The sequence below is a fragment of the Paraburkholderia sp. BL10I2N1 genome (genome assembly GCF_004361815.1).
Taxonomy (GTDB): domain Bacteria; phylum Pseudomonadota; class Gammaproteobacteria; order Burkholderiales; family Burkholderiaceae; genus Paraburkholderia.
Genome location: NZ_SNWA01000002.1, coordinates 2,751,623 through 2,772,638, shown reverse-complemented (window position 1 = coordinate 2,772,638; position 21,016 = coordinate 2,751,623). Strand labels below are relative to the sequence as shown.

Sequence of the window (21,016 nt, the reverse complement as noted above, 5' to 3'; positions counted from 1 at the left end):
GCCGCGTGTTTTTTTCCGTCGCGGCTGGCTGCGCCGTCTAAGATGAATAAGCTCCGGAGCGCGCCTCCGCTCGCTCCCGTCCCGCCAGGGTTTCCCCCATCCTGCGCCTGCGAAAACAAGGTGAACGTATGAACCGCTTGTCCAGCGCCGTTCAGGCGATGAAACCGCATTACCAGGTCCTGGTTGTCGGGTCGGGTTATGGAGGCGCCATCGCGGCTAGCCGCATGGCGCGCGCCGGGTGCGACGTCTGCCTGCTCGAACGCGGCCGCGAGTTCATGGCGGGCGAGTTTCCTTCGACACCGCTCGAGGGCGCCGCGCAGATGCAGTACAACACGGAAGAAGCGCATCTGGGGTCGCCGCTAGCGCTGCTCGAAGTGCACGTCAATGCCGAAGTCAACGCGGTGGTGGGTTGCGGACTCGGCGGCACGTCGTTGATCAACGCGAATGTCGCGCTCAAACCGGATGAACGTCTGTGGCGGGATCCGCGCTGGCCCGCCTCCGTGCGCAACGACATCGATGGACTGCGCACCGGTTACCAGCGCGCATGGGATATGCTGCAACCGTCGCCGGTACCGGACGATTTTCCGCGCCTGCCCAAGCTCGACGCGCTTCAAGCCTCCGCGCAGACGCTTGGGTGGGCAAAGCAGTTCTCACGCCCCCCCGTCACTGTCACGTTCAGGAACGGCAAAAACGCAGCCGGCGTCGAACAGGCTCGCTGTATCGGCTGCGGCGACTGCAACTCCGGCTGCAACCATCTCGCGAAAAATTCCACCCATATGAACTATCTGCCGGATGCGGTTGCACATGGCGCGCAGATTTTCACGGGTGTCGCGGTGCATTCCGTGGTGCGCGACAACGATCCAGCGAAGTGGCGAGTGCAGTATCAACTGGTTGGCCTCGGCCGGGACATTTACGATGCACCTGACCTGTCTGTCACCGCCGACGTCGTGATCATCTCGGCCGGCACGCTCGGTTCGACGGCGCTCCTCTTGCGCTCGAAGGAAGCCGGCCTCTCCGTCTCCGAAGAGCTCGGCAAGCATTTCTCCGGCAACGGCGACGTGCTCGCCTTCGCGTTCAACACAGACAAGGAGATCAACGGCGTCGGCTGGGGCACGCACACGGACGGCTCGATTCCGGCCGTGGGTCCGACCATATGCGGGTTGATCGATCATCGCGCCACCCCCGATGTGAAAGACGGCTTCGTCATCGAGGAAGGTTCGCTCGCGGCGCCGATCGGGGGAGCCATGCTGGAGTTGCTCGGCGGTTCGGATCTGTTCGAAGGCGTGAAAGTGCCCCACCTGCCCGGCGAAGGTGCCCTCGACGCTCAAGGCCGCATTCTGGAAGGTTTGCTGCGCGGCCCCTATCACGGCGCCATGCGCAACACGCAGACGTATCTGGTAATGGCCCACGACGACGAAGCGGGCGAGATCCGCGTTCAGAATGGCCGCCCCCGCATCAAATGGCCGAAGGCGGGTGAGCAGCCGATCTACAGGACCGTGGAGAACGCGCTGATCACGGCTACCCAGGCGCTCGGCGGCACCTACCTGCGCAACCCGATTTCCACCGACCTGTTCAAGGACCGGCTCGTCACCGTCCATCCTCTCGGCGGCTGCGGGATGGGGGAAGACGCAAGACACGGCGTGGTCGACGAGTCCGGCCGCGTGTTCACCGGCGCGGCGGACAACGCGGTGCACGACGGCCTGTACGTGATGGACGGCTCCGTGATGCCGATGTCGCTCGGCGTGAATCCATTGCTGACGATCTCCGCGCTCGCCGAGCGCAACTGCGCCCGGCTTGCGAAGCGATACGAATGGACCATCGATTACCGCGCCGTCGACAGGTCCGCTCCTGAGCCGGTCACGAAGGTCGGCCTGCGCTTTACGGAACACATGGTGGGCGATTACACGCCCGCCGGCGCGGGCGATGCGGTCAACATGAGCTTCACGGCGACCATCATCTCGGACGATCTCGACGACATGATGAAGAACCCCAGCCACGAAGCGCAGATGGCAGGCACGCTCACCTGTGCCGCCCTGTCGGCGCAACCGCTGACGATCTCGAATGGCCGCTTCAATCTGTTCGTCGTGGATGAAAATCATGTCGACCGGCGCGACATGAACTACCGGATGACGCTTCAGTCGGCCGAAGGCAAGCCGTACTACCTGTTCGGACAGAAGATCATCACGCACACGAGCCCGAGCGAACTGTGGAAGCAGACCAACACGCTCTATGCCGAGATACGTGACTCGGAGGCCGGCGACGCCGCGCCCATCGGCCGCGCGACACTCATCATCACGCCGGAAAATTTCCTCAAGCAGTCGACCACTTACGACATCACCAACGCGCCAGACATGGAAACGCGTCTCGCGTGGGCCACGAAATTCGGCAAGTTCTTCGGCGGTGTGCTGCTCACCGAATACGGCGGCGTCTTCGCCCCGCTCGACTATGTCGATCCTTACGCGCCACCGCGCGTCAAGCGCCCCCTGCGTGCTCCACTGCCGCAGGTCTCCTTCTTCGATACCGAAGACGGCAAGAGACTGCGGCTCACGCGCTATCAAGGCGGCGATAGAGGTCCGGTGCTGCTGATTCACGGCTCCGGCGTATCGAGCCGGATGTTTGCGACGGACATGATCGGCACGAATCTCGTCGAATACCTGTGTGCGCTCGACTATGACGTGTGGCTGGTCGATCTGCGCACGAGTATCGAACTGCCGAGCGCGGCGGAGCCCACCAACGGCGATCTGGTGGCGAAATACGACATTCCTGCGGCCGTCGCCAAGGTGATCGAGCTATCGGGCCAGGCCAGCATCCAGGTCGTCGCACACTGCTTCGGCGCGGTTGCGCTGACGATGTCCCTCCTGTCCCGGCAGGACAGGCTGAAAGGCGTGCGCTCGGTCGTGCTGTCGCAGGTGTCGGCGCATCTCGACCCGCCGCTGCTGGGCGAAATCAAGGCCGGACTGCATGTGCCGCAACTCCTCGAGCATCTCGGCATCAAGGACATGACGGCCTTCACGCAGCACGCGAACTGGCCGAAGAACCTGCTGGACGAAGCGCTGCGCGTGTATCCCGTCGAGCATGATGAAGAATGCGACAACGCCATCTGCCATCGTGCGACGTTCATGTACGGCCTGCTATACGAGCATGCGCAGCTCGACGAGCTGCTGCATCAGAACCTGCAGGAATTGCTTGGAGTGCACGATGTCGCGCTTTTCAGCCACCTGGCAGCGATCGTCCGCGCGGGGCATCTCGTGAACGCGGAGGGCGAAGATGTCTACATGAATGATCTCGACGGCTTGAACCGGCCGATCGCCTTCATCCACGGAGCCGAGAACCGCGTGTACGCACCCGCCAGCACTGAGAAGACGTACAACATGCTGGTCGGCGCGTTTGGGCCGGACAACTACGAGCGCCATGTGATCGACGGCTACGGGCATCTCGACTGCATGTTCGGCAAGAATGCCGCCGCCGATGTCTATCCGTATATCGCCAGGCAGCTGAACGCTTATGCCAGGCCTGGTTCTGGTCCTGGCGCCTCTGCTGCGGCGGGCGAAACCATGCGAGGCGCGGCGTGCGGGCCGCGTTCTGTCCTGTTGCGCATGCTTAAAGCAGTTTTCCCGGATTGAGAATCCCGTTCGGATCGAGCGCGCGCTTGATCGCCCGCATCGCGGCCAGTTCTTCAGCCGAGCGCGAAACCGGCAGGAATTCGCGCTTCAGCAGGCCGATGCCATGCTCCGCCGAGACGGAGCCGTGCAACGGTCCGAGCATCTCATAGACGAAGGCATAGACGGCGTGGTGTTCGACGCCCGGCACCGAATGGCCATCGACTGTCAGATGCAGGTTCGAGTCGCCGATGTGGCCGAAGAAATATGAACGATTCCCCGGCCATTTTGCATCCAGCGCAGCGCGGCAATGGTCGACGAAACGACCGATCTCGCCGATCGGCAGGCTCACGTCGAAATTGACCGGATCGAGCCGCGATGGAAACTCCGCGGTGCACTCGCGGATCGCCCACAGCGCCCGCGCATCGGCGACCGATTGTGCGATGACGGCATCGCGGATCACCTCTGTTTCCAGCGCTTCGGTGAGGACGGACGCGAAGCGTTCGCCGTCGTCGGTGGCATCGAAGCTCGCATGTTCGATCAGCGCGTACAACGGATGAGCCGTTGAGAACGGCGAGCGGGCTCCCGCAATCAGCGATACGCCGAAGTCGAAGAAGTCCGGCCACATGATTTCGAATGCACCGATGTCGTTCCCGAAGCGGGTCGACAGGCGGCGCAGCAGGTTGACCGCTGCGTCGTAGCTGTCGAGCGCCACGAGCGCCGTATGTCGCGACACGCGCTGAGGATGCAGACGCAACACCGCCCGCGTGATGACACCAAGCGTTCCCTCCGAACCGATGAACAGCTGCTTGAGGTCGTAACCGGTGTTGTTCTTCACCATCTTGCTCATCGAGCTCAACACCGAGCCGTTCGCCAGCACCGCTTCGAGGCCGAGCACCTGCTCGCGCGCGGTGCCCGACTGGATCACGCGATTGCCGCCCGCGTTCGTCGCGAGATTGCCGCCGATCTGGCACGAGCCGCGTGCGCCGAGATCGAGCGTGAGTTCGAAGCCCGCTTCCGCCGCGGCTTCCTGTGCGGTTTGCAGTGTGGTGCCGGCGCGCACTGTCATCGTGGCCGATGCGCTATCGATCTCCTCGACTCCCGACAGGCGATCCAGCGACAGTGCCATATCCGTCGCACGCGCAATCGCGCCGCCGGCCAGCCCGGTCATGCCACCCTGCGGCACCACGCTCTGTCGTGCGTCATTGCAGATCGCCAGCGCACGCGCGACCTGTTCTGTCGTGCGCGGCAGCAGCAGCGCGGCGGGCCGCGTCGGCTCGTGCCGCGTGTAGTCCGTCATCGACCGCTCACCGATCTCTTCACCGGTGCGTACCCCGTCGTCGCCCAGCGCGTCTCGCAAGGCCGCAAGCGTCGCAGCCAGCGCTGCGCTCTGTTCCGTCGTCATGCCGTGGTTCCCTGCATTGCGTGTTTCTTTCTGTAGCCCATCGAATCGTTAATGCGGCCGAGTATGTAATCGCCCGCCGCGACGGGTTCGTAACGTCGCTCCACCTCGCTCACGCCGAGATCGTGCGGATCGACCATCGCACCGTAAGTGGGATCATAAAATGTCGCGATCGAATAGCGCTCGCGGCCCGACGCATTGATCACGCGATGCAACGTTGAGCGGAAACGATCGTTGGTCCAGCGGGCCAGCAGATCGCCGACATTGACGACGAAGCTGCCGGGTATCGGCGGCGCCTCGACCCAGATGTCGTTCGCGATTTCACGGACCTGCAGACCGCCTACCTGATCCTGCCACAACAGCGTGATGCAGCCATAGTCCGTGTGCGGCGCGACGCCGAACTGGTCTTCGTCGGATTGCGGAGGCTGGGGCGGGTAGTAGACCATCTGCGTACGTTGCATCCGTTTCGTATAGCGGGACGCGAAAAAATGCTCATCGACACCGAGCCCGACGGCGACCGCGCGCAACAGATCGCTGCCACACGTGGCCACCGCTTCGTAATAGCCGTACAACGCGGGACGCAGTTCCGGCATGAAATCCGGCCAGTTGTTCGGACCGCGCAAGGCCTGACCGGCAAGCACATCGGGATCGTCCTCCGGCAATTCCAGCCCGATGCTGAAAAACTCCTTGTAATCGGGACGTTTCGCCTGGTACATGGTGGCGTCGCCCAGCGCATTGAAGCCGCGATGCCGCTGGTTCACGGCCGCGCGTCGTTTCGTCTCGACGGGGAACGCAAAGAACCGGCGCGCGGCCTGCTCTGCGGCATCGATCGCAGCCTGCGGCACGCCATGATTGATGATGTAAAAGAAGCCGATCGTCGTGCAGGCGTCGTGAATTTCGCGGCCGACGCGAACAAGCGCCTGCGGATCGCCGGCTCGCACGCCAGCAAGGTCGATCATCGGGATCCGGGTGACGGGGGACATCGCAACGCTCCGTGAATGGCCGGTGCGGCGCACCGGCGGATGAGTGGTATCGATGATGGCGCACACTGCGCGGCCGCGCTCTGAGGCCACCTGCGTTTCCAGCGATTCACAGCTGTATATACCGCCAAAACCTCCTTCGCAAGTTGCGCTGCAGCGCCATCCGCGCCCGAATAATCAGACCGTTAACCGCTTCACATTCTTTATTTATTTCGCACCAAAACTGCGGTATATACTGCCCCGAATGAGGCGCGCCGATGATCGTTTCCGCGCGACACCGCTTTGCCAACCGGAGAATCCCATGAGCATCCTTGCAGGCTGGAAGTGTCGTCTGATGGTGTTGACGTTGTGTGCCGCGAGCATCGGCAGCGCCTGGGCGGACGATCAACTCGCGAAAGTGAAAAAGGCCGGCGAACTCGTCGTCGGCACGGAGATGCAGTTCGCGCCGTTCGATTTTCTCGAGAACGGCCAGCAGGCGGGCTTCAACAAGGATCTCTTCGCCGAGGTCGGCAAGGAACTCGGCGTGAAGGTGCGCTTCATCGACCTGCCGTGGCCGAGCGTGCTGCCAGGTCTCGAAGCCGGCAAGTTCGACATGGTCGGCGGCCCGCTCACGGTGACGAAAGCGCGGATGGAACGCTACACGTATACCCTGCCCGTCGCCGACGCGACCGACGCCCTCCTGAAGCGCGCCAACGACACGAGTGTCAAGCAGTCGTCGGATATCGCGGGCAAGACGGTCGGCGCCGGCAAGGGTTCCGCGCAGCTCGACCAGTTGAAGGCATACGCCGCCACGCTGCCGAAACCGCCTGAAATCCGCGAGTATGTCGACAACAACCAGGCCTACGCCGACCTGGCCGCCGGCCGCATCGCCGCCGTCGCGAACTCGATGACGAACATCGCCTACGTCGCCAAACAGCGCCCCGAAGCCTTCGCGGTCGTGACGCCGCCCTTCGGCGCAAAGGTGTACTTCGCTTACGCGCTGCGCAAGGACGCCGACAGCAAGCCGCTCGCCGACGCATTCAACGCCGCACTGGTCAAGATGCATGACGACGGGCGTCTCGCAGCGCTGCAAAAGAAATGGTTCGGCGTCGCGATGGATGCGCCGACCACGATGCCCACGCCGAATTACTGATGCCCTGAAGAGGGCGATGTGCGCGTGGATCCCATGTACGAGCCGCAGCACGCGTGCCGGCTCATGAGGCTCCGGCACGCATCGCCAACCCGTTCTGTCCGTTTGCTGGTGCCAGGCCATGTTCAGCACGACCGTCTTCATCCAGGGTTTGCCACTGCTCTTTCACGCGGCCATCGCCACGGTCGGGATTTCGCTGACCGGGCTCGTGATCGGCTTCTTCGTCGCGATCGGCGTGTGTTCGGCGCGGCTCTCCGCGTATCGCGCCGCACGCATGTTCGGCGGCGCGTACGTGTTCTTCTTTCGCGGCGTGCCGATGCTGGTGCAGCTGTTGCTCGTCTATTACCTGCTGCCGTTCGTCGGTATCAACGTGTCGCCGCTCGTGGCCGCGATCAGCGCGGTGTCGTTGTGTTCCGCGTCGTATATCGCGGAGATCCTGCGCGGCGGCTTCCTGAGCATTCCGCCGGGACAGCTCGAAGCCGCCCGCATGCTCGGCCTCTCGCCGTTCGACATGCTGCGGCGCATTCAGGTGCCGCAGGCGTTCCGGCTCACGTTGCCTTCGCTCGTCAACGAAATGGTGCTGCTGATCAAGGCTTCATCGCTGATTTCGGTGGTCGGCGTGGCTGAAATCACGCGCACCGCGCAGAACATCGCGGCCAGCACGTACCGTCCGCTCGAAGCGTATGTCGCGGCCGGACTGATCTACTTCGTCATCTGCGGAGTGCTGGCGCTGGTTGCGCACACCGCCGAATACCGTTTGCAGCACGCCTGAGGCCTCTGCGATGCAGCAATTCGACCCTGCCGTCATCACGCACAACATCCAGCCCATCGCCGCCGGTCTTGCGACCACGCTCGGCACGTGGGCCGCCGGTGTCGCAATCGGGCTCGTGCTCGGTTTTCTGATCGCCGTGCTGCAACTCTTCAGCGGACGCTGGACGCGCGGCATTCTGCGCGCGTATATCGAACTCTTTCGCGGCACGCCGTTTCTGGTGCAGCTGTTTCTGCTTTACTACGGCGGGCCTTCGATCGGTCTCACGCTTGAACCGATGACGGCCGGCATACTCGGACTCGGGCTCTATGGCAGCGCGTATTTCGCTGAAGTGTTCCGCTCCGGCTTCCAGTCGGTGCCGCCCGGACACCTCGAAGCGGCGTCCTGTCTCGGGATGTCGCGCTGGCAGGCCGTGCTGCGTATTCAGGTGCCGCAGATGCTCGTGCTGATCGTGCCTGCCCTCACGAACCTGATCATCGTGCTCAGCAAGGAAACCGCCGTGCTGTCGATCGTTACGGTGCCCGAACTCACCTTCGTGCTGACCGGCATCGGCTCGGCAACCTTTGCTTTCGTCGAGACGCTGCTCGTCCTGTGCTTCTGCTATCTCGCACTCGTCGAACTGACGTCGCGCGCCGGCATGTGGGCGGAGCACCGGCTCGCCCGTTTCATGGCATGAACCAAAGGCATATCAATGAACGCGATGACCGACATGCCCTCCTCCCTTTCCTCCACGGGCACGACCCAGCCACGCAACGCGCCGCTGATCGAAGTGCGCGACCTGCGCAAGCGCTTCGGCGAAAACGAAGTGCTGCGCGGCGTCGATCTGGACATCGCGAAGTCGGAGGTGGTCTGCATCATCGGGCCGTCGGGCTCGGGCAAGAGCACGCTGCTGCGCTGTCTGGCCGCGCTCGAGACCTACGATCAGGGCGACGTGCGGATCGAAGGCGAACTGCTCGGCTATACCGAACGCAATGGCAGGCGCATGCGCGCATCGCAGGGCGAGATCAATCGCGTCCGGCGCAACGTCGGCATGGTGTTTCAGCAGTTCAACCTGTGGCCGCACATGACGGCGCTCGGCAATGTGATGGAAGCGCTGCGGCGGGTACGTCACCTGTCGGGCGACGACGCGCGCCGGCGAGCACTCGCCATGCTCGAGACGGTCGGTCTCGCGCACAAGGGCGATGCCTATCCGGCGAAGCTTTCCGGCGGCCAGCAGCAGCGCGTCGCCATTGCGCGTGCGCTCGCGATGGAGCCGCACATCATGCTGTTCGACGAGCCGACTTCGGCGCTCGACCCGGAACTCGTCGGCGAAGTGCTGCAGGTGATGAAGCAGCTCGCACGCGACGGCATGACGATGGCCGTGGTGACACACGAGATGGGCTTCGCCGCGCAGGTCGCCGACAAGGTTGTGTTCATCGACCAGGGGCGTATTGCCGTGGAAGGCAATCCCCGCGATGTCTTTCATGATGCGGAGCAGCCGCGTCTGCGGCAGTTCCTGCAGAACTACTTCGATCGCAATGGGTTCTGGACACGCAGCGGCGCCGACGGAGAACCCGTATGAGCCGCGGCGCGCTTCTTTTTTTGCGCCGCGGCCGGGTGTAAAGAGGTCACTCGATGTCCCCATCCCCTACCCGCCCGAAGCGCGCCGGCAAGCCTGATAGCGCGGCGCCCGTCGCGGCGAACCAGGCCACCACGTGCGCAGCCGCGCGTGGCGGCGGCGCGCAGGGCGGCACGTCCAGCGCGAGAGTGGCCGCGCCGCCTGCTGCGCGTTACGAGCAGGTGAAGAACTACATCCGCAATACGATCGAATCCGGTGCGCGACGGCCCGGCGACCGCATTCCGTCCGAACTCGATCTGGTCGCCGCGCTCGGCGTGTCGCGCATGACCGTCAACCGCGCGCTACGCGAACTCACCGACGAAGGTTTGTTGACCCGCATCTCGGGCGTCGGCACCTTCGTCGCGCAGGCGAAGCCGCAGTCCACCCTGCTGATGATTGCCCACATCGGCGACGAGATCCGCTCACGGGGCCATGAATATACGTATGAGACGCTGCTCACACAGCGGGAAACCGCGCCCGCGAACGTATCGAACGCATTGGGACTCGCGCCGGGCGCGTCGGTGTTTCATGTGATCTGCGTGCATCGCGAAAACGGGCTGCCGGTGCAGCTTGAAGACCGCTACGTGAATCCGGCCGTTGCGCCGGACTTCATCCTGCAGGACTTTTCGGTGATCCGGCCTTCGGAGTATCTGTTCACGAACGTGCCCGCGCACGACGTGGAGCATATCGTCGATGCGGGTTTGCCGACGCGCGCCGAAGCAGCGTTGCTTGAGATCGCGGAGGGAGAGCCTTGCCTGACGCTCGTGCGGCGAACGTGGACGAGCGGCGTGGCCGTCACGTTCGCGCGTTTCGTGCATCCGGGTACGCGTTACCGGCTCGGCTGCCGGTTTGCACCCGTTACATCACATCGTCAGGACTGACCTCAAACGTTCCCCGCGAGGTGAAAGCGCGAGGCCGGATGCCATAACTGCACCGACGTCGCCACGTCGACGCCAACCCACGTCCTGCGCCACAACATCAGGCACGGCTCGCCGATCTCCATCATCAGATGCCTGCGCACGTGCGCATCGGGTTTCTGCGCGTAGATGCGAAACTCCGCGCGCTGGATCGGCGCGAGCCGCACCATGTAGTGGTTCGGTGTCTCGACCGTGAAATCCTGCTCCAGATACGCCGGAAACACCTTCGGGTTCACATAGCGGTCTTCGTACTGGATCGGCTCGCCCTCTTCCTCGTGCACGATTCGCGAATGGAACACCGGCCCCGTGGACAGGCCAAGCGCATCGAGCGCCAGCGGATCGTCGCCCGGCTCGAGCGTCAGCACGCGGGCGGTATGGCGATGGCCGCGGGCCGCGATTTCGTCGGCGATATTGCGGATCTCGAGTACAGTCGATTCATAGTGCCGCGGCGCGACATACGTGCCCGAGCCCTGCACGCGCGTCAATACGCGCTCGGTGGTCAGCTCACGCAACGCGCGCGACACCGTCATGCGCGCCACGCCGAACTCCTTCACGAGTTCGGCTTCGGACGGAATCAGTCCGCCCGGCTTCCAGACGCCTTCGGCGATGCGATTCACGACGTAGCGCTTGATCTGCTCGTAAACGGGCATCGCTTTTGGCGATGAGGCGCTGCCGTTGCCCGCCATCCGATCCTGACCTGTTTGTGGTTGCCCGTTCAAATTCACGTCGACCTCGTGGGTTGCACGCAATATGCCAGATAGCCGGCCGGTCGGCCAGCGGCTGGCTCAATCAACCAATGCTGGCCACCGAATGTGGATCGTTCGCTGCGATGCTCGTGGCGTCGTCCGCGGCCAGCGTCGCCTTGTTCGCGGTATCGAATGCATGATTGCCGGCCGGCGGCGACACAGGTTTGCCGGGATTGGGCAACAACGGCGGCGCCGCGTCAGCGATCAGGCGGAAGGCGGCGGCCATGTCGTCGGCAAGCGGCCGGTCGTCGCGATAAGTCGGCACGAGGCTGCGCACGCGCCGCCACAACGCATCCATAAGTGGTGCGCGCGGTGCATCGATGGTCTGCAGGTCGTAGGCCTGCGCCGCCGCAAGCAGTTCGATCGCGACGATCCGGCCCGCGTTGTCGACGATCTCCAGCGCTTTCAGCGCGGCCGGTGTCGCGTGACACAGATGATCTTCCTGCAGGGCCGACGTAATGCCGCCGTCGAGGCTCGCCGGCGCGGCGAGCCGACGGTTCTGCGCGACCAGCGAGGCCGCTGTGTACTGCGCGATCATGAAGCCGGAACAGGTGCCGCCCGGTTGGGCGAGGAACGCCGGCAAGCCGCTGACGAGCGGATTCACGAGCCGGTCCAGACGCCGCTCGGCCATGGCCGCAACCTGCGCGATCGCGGTCGCGAGGCCGTCCATCGCGAGCGCAATCGATGCGCCTACCGCGTGCGCCTGCGAATACACGCGCGGTGCGTCCGGCGTGCCGGCGACGATGGGGTTGTCGGTGATCGAAGCGAGTTCGCGGTTGACCACATCGGCGGTTGCCGAGAGCACATCGCGCGCCGCGCCGTGGACGTGCGGAATGGTTCGCATGCTCAGCGGATCCTGCGTGCGCTGGCCGACTACCGACGCGAGCATGCCGCTGTCGGCAAGCGCGTTGCGCATCCGTTCGCCCACTACATTCAGACCCGGCGACACGCGCAGCGAAAGCGAATCGGCATCGAACGCGGCGAGCTGCCCGCGCAGGTTTTCGAAGCTCATCGCCGCGACCGCGTCGGTCCAGTCGAGCAGGCGTTCGGCGCGAGCGAGCGCCAGCGCGGCGAGGCCGGTGACGCACGGCGTGCCGTTGACCAGGCTCAAGCCCTCTTTCGCTTCGAGCACCAGCGGCTCGAGGCCGAGCCGGCGCAACGCTTCGCGGCCGGTGATGCGTTCGCCGCGGTGCCGCGCATGGCCTTCGCCGATACACACCAGCGCAATGTGCGCCATATGGCTCAGGTAACCGACGGAGCCGAACGCCGGCACTTCCGGCAGGCAATCCGCATCGAGCAATGCCACCAGCCGCTCGGCGATCTCCAGCCGGATACCCGAATGGCCGTGCGCGAAGTTGTTGACCGCTGCGGCGATGATGGCCCGCGTCTCCGCGACGCCGAGCGGCGCGCCGACGCCCACCGCGTGGCTCATCAGGATATTGCGCGACAGCGAGCGCTGCTCGGACGGCGACACCATCACATCGCACAGCGCGCCGACGCCGGTATTCACGCCATAGGCGCGAATACCGCGCTCGACGATCTGTTCGACGAGCACGCGCGCCGCCGCAATGCGCGAGCGCGCGTCGGCCGAGAGTTCGAGCGGTTCGCCCGCGGCAATTGCGGCGACCTGACGCCAGTCGAGGGGATAATCGGAACGGATCACAGCCATGATGATGCTCAGTTTGTAGTGCGGGAATGGTGGCTCGACACGAACTGCCTGAAACGGTCGGATTTAAGTTCGCCGAAGACCTCATCCGGTGTGCCGTCGGCTTCGACTTCCCCTTGATGCAGGAACATCACCCGATTCGACACATGGCGCGCGAAGCCCATTTCGTGCGTCACCACCAGCATCGTGCGGCCCTCTTCAGCGAGCGAGCGCATGACGCGCAGCACTTCGCCGACCAGTTCCGGATCGAGCGCGGAAGTCGGCTCATCGAACAGCATGACTTTCGGATGCATCGCCAGCGCGCGCGCAATCGCGACGCGCTGCTGCTGACCGCCCGACAGGTGCGCCGGATAGTGTCCGCGTTTCTCCGCGAGGCCGACCTTCGCGAGCAGCGCTTCGGCTTCTTCAATCGACTCGGCGCGGGACCGCTTCAGCACGCGCATCGGACCTTCGATCAGGTTTTCGAGCACCGTCATATGCGACCAGAGGTTGAAGTTCTGGAACACCATGCCGAGCTGCGAACGGAAGCGGTCCACCTGGCTTTTATCGCGCGGGTGCAGCTTGCCGTCACCGCGACGCTTCATCTGCAGTTCCTCGCCGGCGAGCGAGACCGAGCCATCGTCAGGCGTCTCCAGCAGGTTCAGGCAGCGCAGGAACGTGCTCTTGCCCGAGCCGCTCGCGCCGAGGATCGAGATCACGTCGCCTTCGTGCGCATCGAGCGAGATGCCCTTGAGGACGTGGTGTTCGCCGAACGACTTGTGAATGTTCTTGACCGACAATGCAACGGGTGCCTTAGCGTTCATGTGATTCTCCAGAATGACTGCCGTTCAGGGTGCGGCACGACGTGCTTCGGTGGTGGCGGAAACCGGGCGGGCCACGGCTGCTGCGGGCGCATCGCGCAGATGACGCGACAGGCGGCGCTCGAGCAGACCCAGCAGACGCACGATGACGAAATTCAGGAACAGATAGATGAGGGCTGCGCAGATAAACACTTCGGTCGTGCGATAGGTCTGCTGGATGATCTGCTGCGCGACGCCCGTCACTTCCCACACGGTGACGAGACTCGCGAGCGCGGTGGACTTCACGAGCAGCACGGCCTCAGTCGAATAGGCGGGCAGACACTGGCGCAGCGCGATCGGGCCGATCACCCGGCGCAGAAGCGCAAATCCCGACAGACCGATCGAATAGCCCGCTTCGATCTGGCCAACCGGCACGGCCATCAGTCCGCCGCGAATGATCTCGGCCGTATACCCAGCGGTACACAGCGCGAGCGACAGCACCGCGCAGGTATACGGATCGCGCAGCACCGGCCACATGAAACTCTCGCGGATGATGCCGAACTGCCCCCATCCCGTAGTAGACGAGGAACATCTGGATCAACAGCGGCGAGCCCCGAAATACGAGGATGTAGCCGCGGGCGAAGCGGTTCGGCAACCAGTGCGGCGACACGCGCATCGTGACGATCACGAGCGATAGCAGACCGCCCAGCACCAGCGAAGTGAAGAACAGGCCCAGCGTGGTCGGCACGGCGCCGAACAGTTGCCGCAGCGTGTCGAGGAGGAAATCGAAATCGAAATGCATGATGGCGGCTCCCTCGTCAGTTGCGCGCGAAATTGCGCTTGAAGGATCGTCCGACGCGCGCTTCCGCGTGGTTGAAGACCCGGTTGGAGATGCCCGTCATCACCAGATAGATCGCGCCGCCCACGACGAAGAACGTGAAGTATTGATGGGTGGAACCTGCGGCGATCTGGCTCGTGCGCAGCAATTCTGCGAGGCCTGTCACCGAGATCAGCGCCGAGTCCTTGAGGCTTAGCTGCCACACATTGCCGATGCCCGGCAGCGCAAAGCGCAGCACCTGCGGAATCAGGATACGGCGCGCGACCAGCAGCGTGTGCATGCCGGTTGCGCGAGCCGCTTCGAGTTCGCCTTTCGACACCGCCAGCACAGCGGCGCGATAGACCTCGGCCTGATACGCACCGGAAATCATCCCGACCGCCAGCGCGCCGATCACGAACGGCGGCACGCCGACGAAGCCTTCGGCGCCGAACCACTGGCCGACCGTGGTCACCAGCGTCGAACCGCCAAAGTAGAACAGATAGATCACGAGGAGTTCGGGGACGCCGCGAAACACCGTCGTGTAGAAATCGCCGATGACGCGCAAGCTGCGATAGCGCGACAGCTTGGCCGCCGCAACCAGCGCACCGAATACCGCACCGACCGCGAGTGCCGCGAGCGTCAGCGCGACGGTCATCAACGCCGCGAGCAACAACACGCCACCCCAGCCTTCCGGCCCGAAGCCGAGCATCTCGATCAGAGCCATTCGCTACTCCTCAACCAGTACGATCGATGATTCGACGATTCGCGCGGCGGACGCCGCGCGAATCGCTACAACCTTGCTGCATGATGTTACGTACTGCCTGTTGCTGCGGTGCTACGCGATGCGGCATATATCGTGTATGGGCCGCATCGCGGCTTCGCCGTGACCCGTATCAGGGCGTGACGTCGGTCTTGAACCACTTGTCGGACAGCTTCTTGATCGTGCCGTCGGCCTGTGCAGCCGTGATCGCCGCGTCGAACTTCGTCTTCAGGTCCGAGTCCTGCTTGCGGAATGCGAGGCCTTCGCCCGGGCCCCAGATCGGGCCGCCAATCTTCGGTCCAGCCAGTACGATCGACGCGTTTTCTTTCTTGTCCATGTTCGCGGCGTAGTAGGTCACGTCGTCGAAGGAAGCATCGATGCGGCCCGCAACCAGGTCCAGATCGCGTTCCGGCGACGTCTTGTAGACGCGGATGGTCGCGATGTCCTTGAAGCCGTCGTTGATGAACTTAGTGTAGACGGTGCCCGACTGGATGCCGATCGTCTTACCCTTCAGTTGCTTGCGCAGTGCGTCGACGGTCGGCTGGTCCGTTTTCGGGTCGCCGGTCAGTTTGACGGGTTGCGCCGTCGGCGAGGCCTTCGGCAGGACCTTCGTGTCGGTCACGGCGAAGGTGGCCGGCGTCGCTGCGTACGGCTTCGAGAACGCGATGATCTTTTCGCGTTCCGGCGTGATCGAGATGGCGTCCATCAGCACGTCGAACTTGCCGGCCTGGAGGCCCGGGATCATGCCGTCCCAATCTTGCGCCACGAGGTTGCACTGGATATTGATGCGTGCGCAGAGATTGGCGACAAGCTCCGGCTCGAAGCCGCCCAGCTTGCCGCCAGGCAATGTCAGATTCCACGGTGCGTAGCCGCCTTCGAGGGCGATCGTGACCGTTTTCCATTCCTTCGCCTGCACCGGTGCCGCGAGTACTGCCGCTGCGCCGAGGACGGCGCCCATCAAAGCCTTTGCCAACGTAGTGCGCTTGACCTTCACGTCGAATCTCCTTTTGTCGAGGGAACACCATCCAACCGGTCAGGCGCTCCGCCGCCCGTTGAATTTGTATAGACAAGTCTGCACGAGTCAAAACGCCACCGCAAGAAATTTTGCGATAAAACCTGCCGATCTTGGGGAAAGCCCTATGGTCAAGGCTTTCGAAGACGTTTCAAGCGCTGGCGAAGGTTGCAAAGTTGTGCAGATTCGCGCCGGATTGGGGCGTTTTGTCTAGACAGGTTGGTGCAAAAGATGGGAGAGGCTCCGGATGGGGAGCGGCTGATGAGGAATGGGCGGCCTACCAGATCCCCGGCACCAGCCGATACCGCACTCGCGCGGCGTAATCGGCGTAGCCAGGCAGTTGCGCGATGAGCATGCGCTCTTCCATCACGGCCCGGGCGCCGAGTCCCGCGACCAGCAGCGGCGCGCAGGCGAGGCCCCACCATGAGCCAAGCAGCAAGGGCAAACCGATAAAGAAAAGAATGGCGGCCGAATACATCGGATGGCGCACCCACGCGTACGGCCCGGTATCGGCAACCTTATGCCCGCGCTCGCTCTGAATTTTCACGACTGGGGCGGCGAAGCTGTTGGCGCGAAACACGAACCCCGTCATCCAGATACACAGGAATATCGCTAGCGCGCCGGCCACGTTCAGCCAGAGTGGCACCGACGACCACCGGAAACGCGCCGCATCGAGCGCCATCAATACGAGCCACGCACACCAGACGATCGCGACCAGCGCCATGAACACCTTGTCCCAGAGACCCTGCTCCCGCTGTATAAAAGGCTTGAGGCGCTCCTCGAGCAAGGCCGGATCGTCCTTCGCAAGGCGCAGGCCCATCCAGATTCCAAGCGCACCCATTTCGAGCAGATACCACCAGCCGGCAGGCCACGCCACCGTGCCCGCCGCGCCGAACAGCAAAGCGCCGATTCCCGCGAGCCACAGGACCGTCTGGATAACGAGGCGCGCGATCATCGCTTCACAAAGTCCGGCACGCGCCCCTTGACGCGCGCGAAGACGCCTGCGATATCGATATTGCCCACCTCGATTCCGAAGTCATCGCGCAACAGGATTGCCAGTTCGTGCGCGTCGGCGATCCTGCGCTCCCTTACGCCGCCGTCTTTCGAACGTAGGGTCAGGCGATCATCGAACAGGATGGTACGACCATCCCGCCCGACGCGCGTCACGACCAGGTCGGTGGTAAAGAACGACGCGGGATGCGTCGACGTAAACCAGTTGCTCACCTCGTAATCGATCCACTCCGCGCGGCACAGGTCGAAGCGATACACCTTCGTCCACGTATCGCCGGTTTGAATCTCGAGATCGAAAGCGCCATGCGATGCATCGGCGAGGCGAAACGGCTCGAGCGTCGTCTGCTGGGGTTCGCCGGGGACGATGCGCAGCGGCGACGTCAAGGTTACCGCGCCGAAACCGACGTCGGCCATCCAGGGCCCGTCGTCGAAATCGACCCGCAGCAGCATGTGCGTCTTCGGCGTGACCGCGTCGGGCGCGCGTCCCCACAACACACGCGCGATCAGCGGCGTCACACGGAAATCAAGCTGCATCAGCACGTGCGCCAGCAACGTGTTTTGTTCGAAGCAGTAGCCGCCGCGCCGCCGCTCCACCAGCTTGTCCACCACGGCGGCCAGGTCGAGCGATACGCGGCGGCCAGTCAGCGGGTCGAGATTCTCGAACGGGATGGTCTGCGCGTGCAGCCGCTGCAGTTCGCGCAGCAGGTCGAGCGTCGGGGTACACGGGCCTCGATAGCCGATGCGCGCGAAATAGCGGTCGAGGTCGAGTTCGTTGTGCATCGGGGTCTCCTGCCCGGTGTGGGTCACGGCTGCGATCTGCGGTTGGAGTCGCGGCGCGAAACGAGCGCGTCGTGGGGGTCGACGATAGCGCGTGAGCGGCGAATCCGCGCATGAGGTCTGCGCGTCGCCTGAATCGGCCAGACGACGCGCAGCCGTCGTTATTGAACACCCTCTAGCGCGGTCGTTGCAATCGACGGCACCGAAATACCATGACTCGATGCAAACTGCACCGCCGCGCTCAACGTCGACATCAGCGACTGCAACTGCCCCGGCGCGGACTGGGCGATATACGAGGCCGCCTGCGCGGTCTGCGGGTTAAGACCGGACTGCAGCATGGACGTCGGACTCATCTGCCCGAGACTGCCAAGTCCGGACTTCAGGCTCGAATACTGGCTCACGCCCTTGCCTAGAGACGAGAGCCCATCCGTGAAGGCCTGCTTGTTGACGGGCGCGCCCGACGGCGTGCCGCCGCTCGCGAATGCCTGGGTGAGGGTTTGCGACAGCGACTGCTGTGTACTGCCGACCTGCGACAACGTACTTGCCGACGGCGTGCCGCCGCTCAGCATGCCGGCGGCCTGCTGCGCCTTGTCAGCGGCGCTGCCCATTCCCATCGCCGAGGCCAGACTCGACTGCCCGCTCAACACCTGCTGGTTCGCACCGACATAGCTTTGCAACAACTGCGTCACGCCGCCCGACGACGGCGCCGTCGCACTGTTCGACGAATTCCCGCCGCCAATACCGAACTGCTGAAGGTTCAACTGCGCGTGCGACGCGCCGCTCACGAACAATCCGGCACTGACGATCAGCGAAAGCGAGAGGCTGCGTTGATTCATGTGTATCTCCTGGTAGTGACTTTTCGAGGCAATCGTGCGCTTCGACAGCACATCGACGGAGGCGTTCGACCTCCATGCCTGTCGGCCAGTGTGCGCGGCGCCCGTGACACATGTCAGTTATAGCTCCTGGCGCAAAAACTGCCGGCGGATCCGTCGCATCAGGCAGGTTGAACGAAGATCAACCTGATGAGGAGTACTCACGCTATCAATGAGTCGATTCCAATGAGCAGAACTGTTCCGCGCGAGTCTTCACGATGCCGCCCCTCAACTGGGCTCTGCCCATCACGTGCATAGCCTCGATACCGCCCGACAGAATCCCGGTGTGGCGCCTTGGCGCCCGATGTCCTGGTCGATGATGCCGTTCAGGTATGTCGACTGACCCATCCTGCTTGATGCCTCCTCATCAACTTTCAGTTTCATTACTCAAACATGACAATTGATAGCCGTACGTAATTTGACACTTAAGTCATAGTAATGTTGATGCGAATCATTCTCATTTGTGTTGACTACTGCATTCCGCATGCGTACGATTTCGGCATTCGCAGTATCGGAAGTGGCCGGAAGCGGCTGCGATCAACGACGTGACGGGCACAGGTAGCGTCGTACCGATCGACATGAAAAAAACAGCAAAAAAGGATTTCGATGAAACTCATATGGCCTACAGGACACGCCCCACGCAAGCGTCTCCGCAAGCCAGCCCTTGCATGCGTCACTGCAACGCGCATGCCCTCCCTGCGCCGCGCTGCACTCTGGACCGCCTTTGCATGCGCATCGCTGACCACCAGCGCCGTGTTCGCCGCGGCCAGTCCCGACGCCACCCCGGAAGCACCTGAGGCAGACCTGAATATTCAGGCGCAGCCCACTGGACAGTGGACGGGATTCTGGACGCGTCAGCAGATGCTCGGCGACATAGGCGGCCTGCGTCCCTGGCTCGGCCAGTATGGCGTAACGTTCGGCCTCGTCGAGACCAGCGAATATCTGGCCAACCTGCGCGGCGGTCTCGCAACGGGAGGCGCCTACGACGGCCTGACAACCGCTACCGTCAGCGTCGATACGCAAAAAGCTTTTGGACTGCCGGGCGGGCTGTTCAATATCAGCGCGCTGCAGATCCACGGCACCAACCTGAGCACGAGAAAGCTCGGCACGCTGAACACGGCGAGCGGCATTGAAGCCGAGGCGACGACCCGCCTGTGGGAGATGTGGTACCAGCAGTCATTCCTCAACAAGCGCGTCGACGTGAAGATCGGTCAGCAGAGCATCGACCAGGAATTCATGACGAGCCAGTACTCCGCGCTCTTCGTCAATACGATGTTCGGCTGGCCGGGCGTGCCGTCCTACGACATGCCGTCGGGCGGCCCGGCGTATCCGCTGGCCGGACTCGGCGTGCGCGTGCGCGGCCAGATCACGCCGTCGTTGACGGCGCTGGCCGGCGTGTTCTCCGGCGATCCGCTCGGCAACAATCCGGATAACATCAGCGGCACCAATTTCAACCTGCATAACGGCACGCTCTGGATCGGCGAGCTGCAATATTCGATCAACCAGCCGGCCGATGGCGAGATGGTCGGCATGAGCAAGAGCGGCCTGCCAGGCACATACAAGATCGGCGTCTGGTACAACAACAATCGGTTCAACGACCCGCGTTACGACAATCTTGGGATACCGCTCGCGAACACGGCGGCATCGACCGGCATCCCGCAGACGCACCAGGGCAACTACAGCTTCTACGCGGTTGCCGACCAGATGGTGTGGCGCCCGGACCCGGACGAAGCACGCAGCATAGGCGTCTTTGCGCGCGTGATGGGCGCGCCGGGCGATCGCAACCTGATCAGCGCGAGCGCGAACCTCGGCGTCGTGATGAAGGCCCCGTTCGCCGGCCGCGATAACGACAGCGTCGGCCTTGGGCTCACCTATATCAGGGTGGGCAGTCACGCGCGCGGTTTCGACGAGGACAACGTCGTGTTCAGCGGCGGCCCGTACACGGTGCGCAGCAGCGAAACCGTGCTCGAAGCGACCTATCAGTATCAGGTCACACCATGGTGGCAGTTGCAGGCCGACGCGCAATACACGTTCAACGCCGGCGCTGGACAGAATCCGAACGATCCGACGCAGAGCCTGCGCAATACCTTCGTGATCGGCCTGCGGACCAACATCACGTTCTGAACGCTTTTCTTCAACCCGAACCCTGCCCATCTGACCATGACGACATTCGACATTCGACG

At 63.5% G+C, this 21,016-nt stretch carries 17 protein-coding genes and 1 pseudogene; 7 read left to right on the top strand and 11 right to left on the bottom strand.

What is annotated here, in order from left to right:
• The first annotated feature begins 128 nt into the window (after positions 1 to 128).
• Positions 129 to 3,623 carry an alpha/beta fold hydrolase gene (locus B0G77_RS34775; RefSeq protein ID WP_133666306.1) on the top strand — a complete coding sequence of 1,165 codons (3,495 nt, stop codon included), beginning with the start codon at positions 129 to 131 and terminating at the stop codon, positions 3,621 to 3,623.
• On the opposite strand, the gene B0G77_RS34770 is transcribed toward B0G77_RS34775, so the two are convergent.
• The gene (locus tag B0G77_RS34770; protein WP_133666305.1) at positions 3,601 to 5,004 is read right to left on the bottom strand and encodes an FAD-binding oxidoreductase; all 1,404 of its coding nucleotides are present in this window, start codon (positions 5,002 to 5,004) and stop codon (positions 3,601 to 3,603) included. The genes B0G77_RS34775 and B0G77_RS34770 overlap by 23 nt on opposite strands.
• A complete protein-coding gene (locus B0G77_RS34765; protein WP_133666304.1) occupies positions 5,001 to 5,984 on the bottom strand; it encodes a 2-oxoglutarate and iron-dependent oxygenase domain-containing protein in 984 nt (327 codons plus the stop codon). The genes B0G77_RS34770 and B0G77_RS34765 overlap by 4 nt, the downstream gene beginning before the upstream one ends.
• Before the next feature lie 298 nt (positions 5,985 to 6,282).
• On the opposite strand from B0G77_RS34765, the gene B0G77_RS34760 reads away from it, so the two are divergent.
• From B0G77_RS34760 to hutC (B0G77_RS34740), 5 genes are all read left to right on the top strand, one after another.
• On the top strand, positions 6,283 to 7,113 hold the full coding sequence (locus tag B0G77_RS34760; protein WP_133666303.1) for a transporter substrate-binding domain-containing protein: 831 nt from the start codon (positions 6,283 to 6,285) through the stop codon (positions 7,111 to 7,113).
• A gap of 118 nt (positions 7,114 to 7,231) precedes the next feature.
• Positions 7,232 to 7,882, top strand: a complete 651-nt coding sequence (locus B0G77_RS34755) for an amino acid ABC transporter permease (RefSeq protein WP_133666302.1) — start codon at positions 7,232 to 7,234, stop codon at positions 7,880 to 7,882.
• A gap of 10 nt (positions 7,883 to 7,892) precedes the next feature.
• Positions 7,893 to 8,555: an amino acid ABC transporter permease gene (locus B0G77_RS34750; protein WP_133666301.1), complete on the top strand. Its 663-nt coding sequence runs from the start codon at positions 7,893 to 7,895 to the stop codon at positions 8,553 to 8,555.
• Positions 8,556 to 8,570: 15 nt separating this feature from the next.
• On the top strand, positions 8,571 to 9,440 hold the full coding sequence (locus tag B0G77_RS34745) for an amino acid ABC transporter ATP-binding protein (protein ID WP_133666300.1): 870 nt from the start codon (positions 8,571 to 8,573) through the stop codon (positions 9,438 to 9,440).
• A 53-nt stretch (positions 9,441 to 9,493) separates the two neighbouring features.
• Positions 9,494 to 10,357 (top strand): histidine utilization repressor, encoded by an 864-nt coding sequence (gene hutC, locus B0G77_RS34740; RefSeq protein ID WP_133666299.1) that lies wholly within the window; start codon positions 9,494 to 9,496, stop codon positions 10,355 to 10,357.
• Positions 10,358 to 10,359: 2 nt separating this feature from the next.
• Here hutC (B0G77_RS34740) and hutC (B0G77_RS34735) read toward each other — a convergent pair whose 3' ends face one another.
• The 9 genes and pseudogenes from hutC (B0G77_RS34735) to B0G77_RS34695 form a co-directional block, all read right to left on the bottom strand.
• A complete protein-coding gene (gene hutC / locus B0G77_RS34735; protein ID WP_133667005.1) occupies positions 10,360 to 11,079 on the bottom strand; it encodes a histidine utilization repressor in 720 nt (239 codons plus the stop codon).
• Between the two features lie 103 nt (positions 11,080 to 11,182).
• Complete coding sequence (hutH, locus tag B0G77_RS34730) at positions 11,183 to 12,808, bottom strand: histidine ammonia-lyase (RefSeq protein ID WP_133666298.1); 1,626 nt, start codon at positions 12,806 to 12,808, stop codon at positions 11,183 to 11,185.
• A gap of 8 nt (positions 12,809 to 12,816) precedes the next feature.
• Positions 12,817 to 13,608: an ATP-binding cassette domain-containing protein gene (locus B0G77_RS34725; RefSeq protein WP_133666297.1), complete on the bottom strand. Its 792-nt coding sequence runs from the start codon at positions 13,606 to 13,608 to the stop codon at positions 12,817 to 12,819.
• Between the two features lie 24 nt (positions 13,609 to 13,632).
• Positions 13,633 to 14,386, bottom strand: a pseudogene (locus tag B0G77_RS34720) (ABC transporter permease subunit).
• Positions 14,387 to 14,402: 16 nt separating this feature from the next.
• Positions 14,403 to 15,125, bottom strand: a complete 723-nt coding sequence (locus B0G77_RS34715; RefSeq protein WP_133666296.1) for an ABC transporter permease — start codon at positions 15,123 to 15,125, stop codon at positions 14,403 to 14,405.
• 169 nt (positions 15,126 to 15,294) lie between these two features.
• A complete protein-coding gene (locus B0G77_RS34710; RefSeq protein WP_133666295.1) occupies positions 15,295 to 16,155 on the bottom strand; it encodes a transporter substrate-binding domain-containing protein in 861 nt (286 codons plus the stop codon).
• Positions 16,156 to 16,450: 295 nt separating this feature from the next.
• On the bottom strand, positions 16,451 to 17,128 hold the full coding sequence (locus tag B0G77_RS34705; protein WP_133666294.1) for an isoprenylcysteine carboxylmethyltransferase family protein: 678 nt from the start codon (positions 17,126 to 17,128) through the stop codon (positions 16,451 to 16,453).
• Positions 17,125 to 17,964: an arylamine N-acetyltransferase gene (locus tag B0G77_RS34700; RefSeq protein WP_133666293.1), complete on the bottom strand. Its 840-nt coding sequence runs from the start codon at positions 17,962 to 17,964 to the stop codon at positions 17,125 to 17,127. The genes B0G77_RS34705 and B0G77_RS34700 overlap by 4 nt, the downstream gene beginning before the upstream one ends.
• A gap of 158 nt (positions 17,965 to 18,122) precedes the next feature.
• Complete coding sequence (locus tag B0G77_RS34695; RefSeq protein ID WP_133666292.1) at positions 18,123 to 18,797, bottom strand: hypothetical protein; 675 nt, start codon at positions 18,795 to 18,797, stop codon at positions 18,123 to 18,125.
• A gap of 723 nt (positions 18,798 to 19,520) precedes the next feature.
• On the opposite strand from B0G77_RS34695, the gene B0G77_RS34690 reads away from it, so the two are divergent.
• Entirely contained in the window at positions 19,521 to 20,957 is a 1,437-nt protein-coding gene (locus B0G77_RS34690) for a carbohydrate porin (protein WP_243751338.1), read from the top strand.
• Positions 20,958 to 21,016 lie beyond the last annotated feature (59 nt).

Coding starts and splice junctions, on each gene's coding strand:
- hutC (WP_133667005.1), bottom strand. CDS start 11,079: ATGGCGGGCAACGGCAGCGCCTCATCGCCAAAAGCGATGCCCGTTTAC.
- hutH (WP_133666298.1), bottom strand. CDS start 12,808: ATGGCTGTGATCCGTTCCGATTATCCCCTCGACTGGCGTCAGGTCGCC.
- B0G77_RS34755 (WP_133666302.1), top strand. CDS start 7,232: ATGTTCAGCACGACCGTCTTCATCCAGGGTTTGCCACTGCTCTTTCAC.
- B0G77_RS34765 (WP_133666304.1), bottom strand. CDS start 5,984: ATGTCCCCCGTCACCCGGATCCCGATGATCGACCTTGCTGGCGTGCGA.
- B0G77_RS34715 (WP_133666296.1), bottom strand. CDS start 15,125: ATGGCTCTGATCGAGATGCTCGGCTTCGGGCCGGAAGGCTGGGGTGGC.
- hutC (WP_133666299.1), top strand. CDS start 9,494: ATGTCCCCATCCCCTACCCGCCCGAAGCGCGCCGGCAAGCCTGATAGC.
- B0G77_RS34690 (WP_243751338.1), top strand. CDS start 19,521: ATGCCCTCCCTGCGCCGCGCTGCACTCTGGACCGCCTTTGCATGCGCA.
- B0G77_RS34750 (WP_133666301.1), top strand. CDS start 7,893: ATGCAGCAATTCGACCCTGCCGTCATCACGCACAACATCCAGCCCATC.
- B0G77_RS34695 (WP_133666292.1), bottom strand. CDS start 18,797: ATGAATCAACGCAGCCTCTCGCTTTCGCTGATCGTCAGTGCCGGATTG.
- B0G77_RS34770 (WP_133666305.1), bottom strand. CDS start 5,004: ATGACGACGGAACAGAGCGCAGCGCTGGCTGCGACGCTTGCGGCCTTG.
- B0G77_RS34700 (WP_133666293.1), bottom strand. CDS start 17,964: ATGCACAACGAACTCGACCTCGACCGCTATTTCGCGCGCATCGGCTAT.
- B0G77_RS34760 (WP_133666303.1), top strand. CDS start 6,283: ATGAGCATCCTTGCAGGCTGGAAGTGTCGTCTGATGGTGTTGACGTTG.
- B0G77_RS34705 (WP_133666294.1), bottom strand. CDS start 17,128: ATGATCGCGCGCCTCGTTATCCAGACGGTCCTGTGGCTCGCGGGAATC.
- B0G77_RS34775 (WP_133666306.1), top strand. CDS start 129: ATGAACCGCTTGTCCAGCGCCGTTCAGGCGATGAAACCGCATTACCAG.
- B0G77_RS34725 (WP_133666297.1), bottom strand. CDS start 13,608: ATGAACGCTAAGGCACCCGTTGCATTGTCGGTCAAGAACATTCACAAG.
- B0G77_RS34745 (WP_133666300.1), top strand. CDS start 8,571: ATGAACGCGATGACCGACATGCCCTCCTCCCTTTCCTCCACGGGCACG.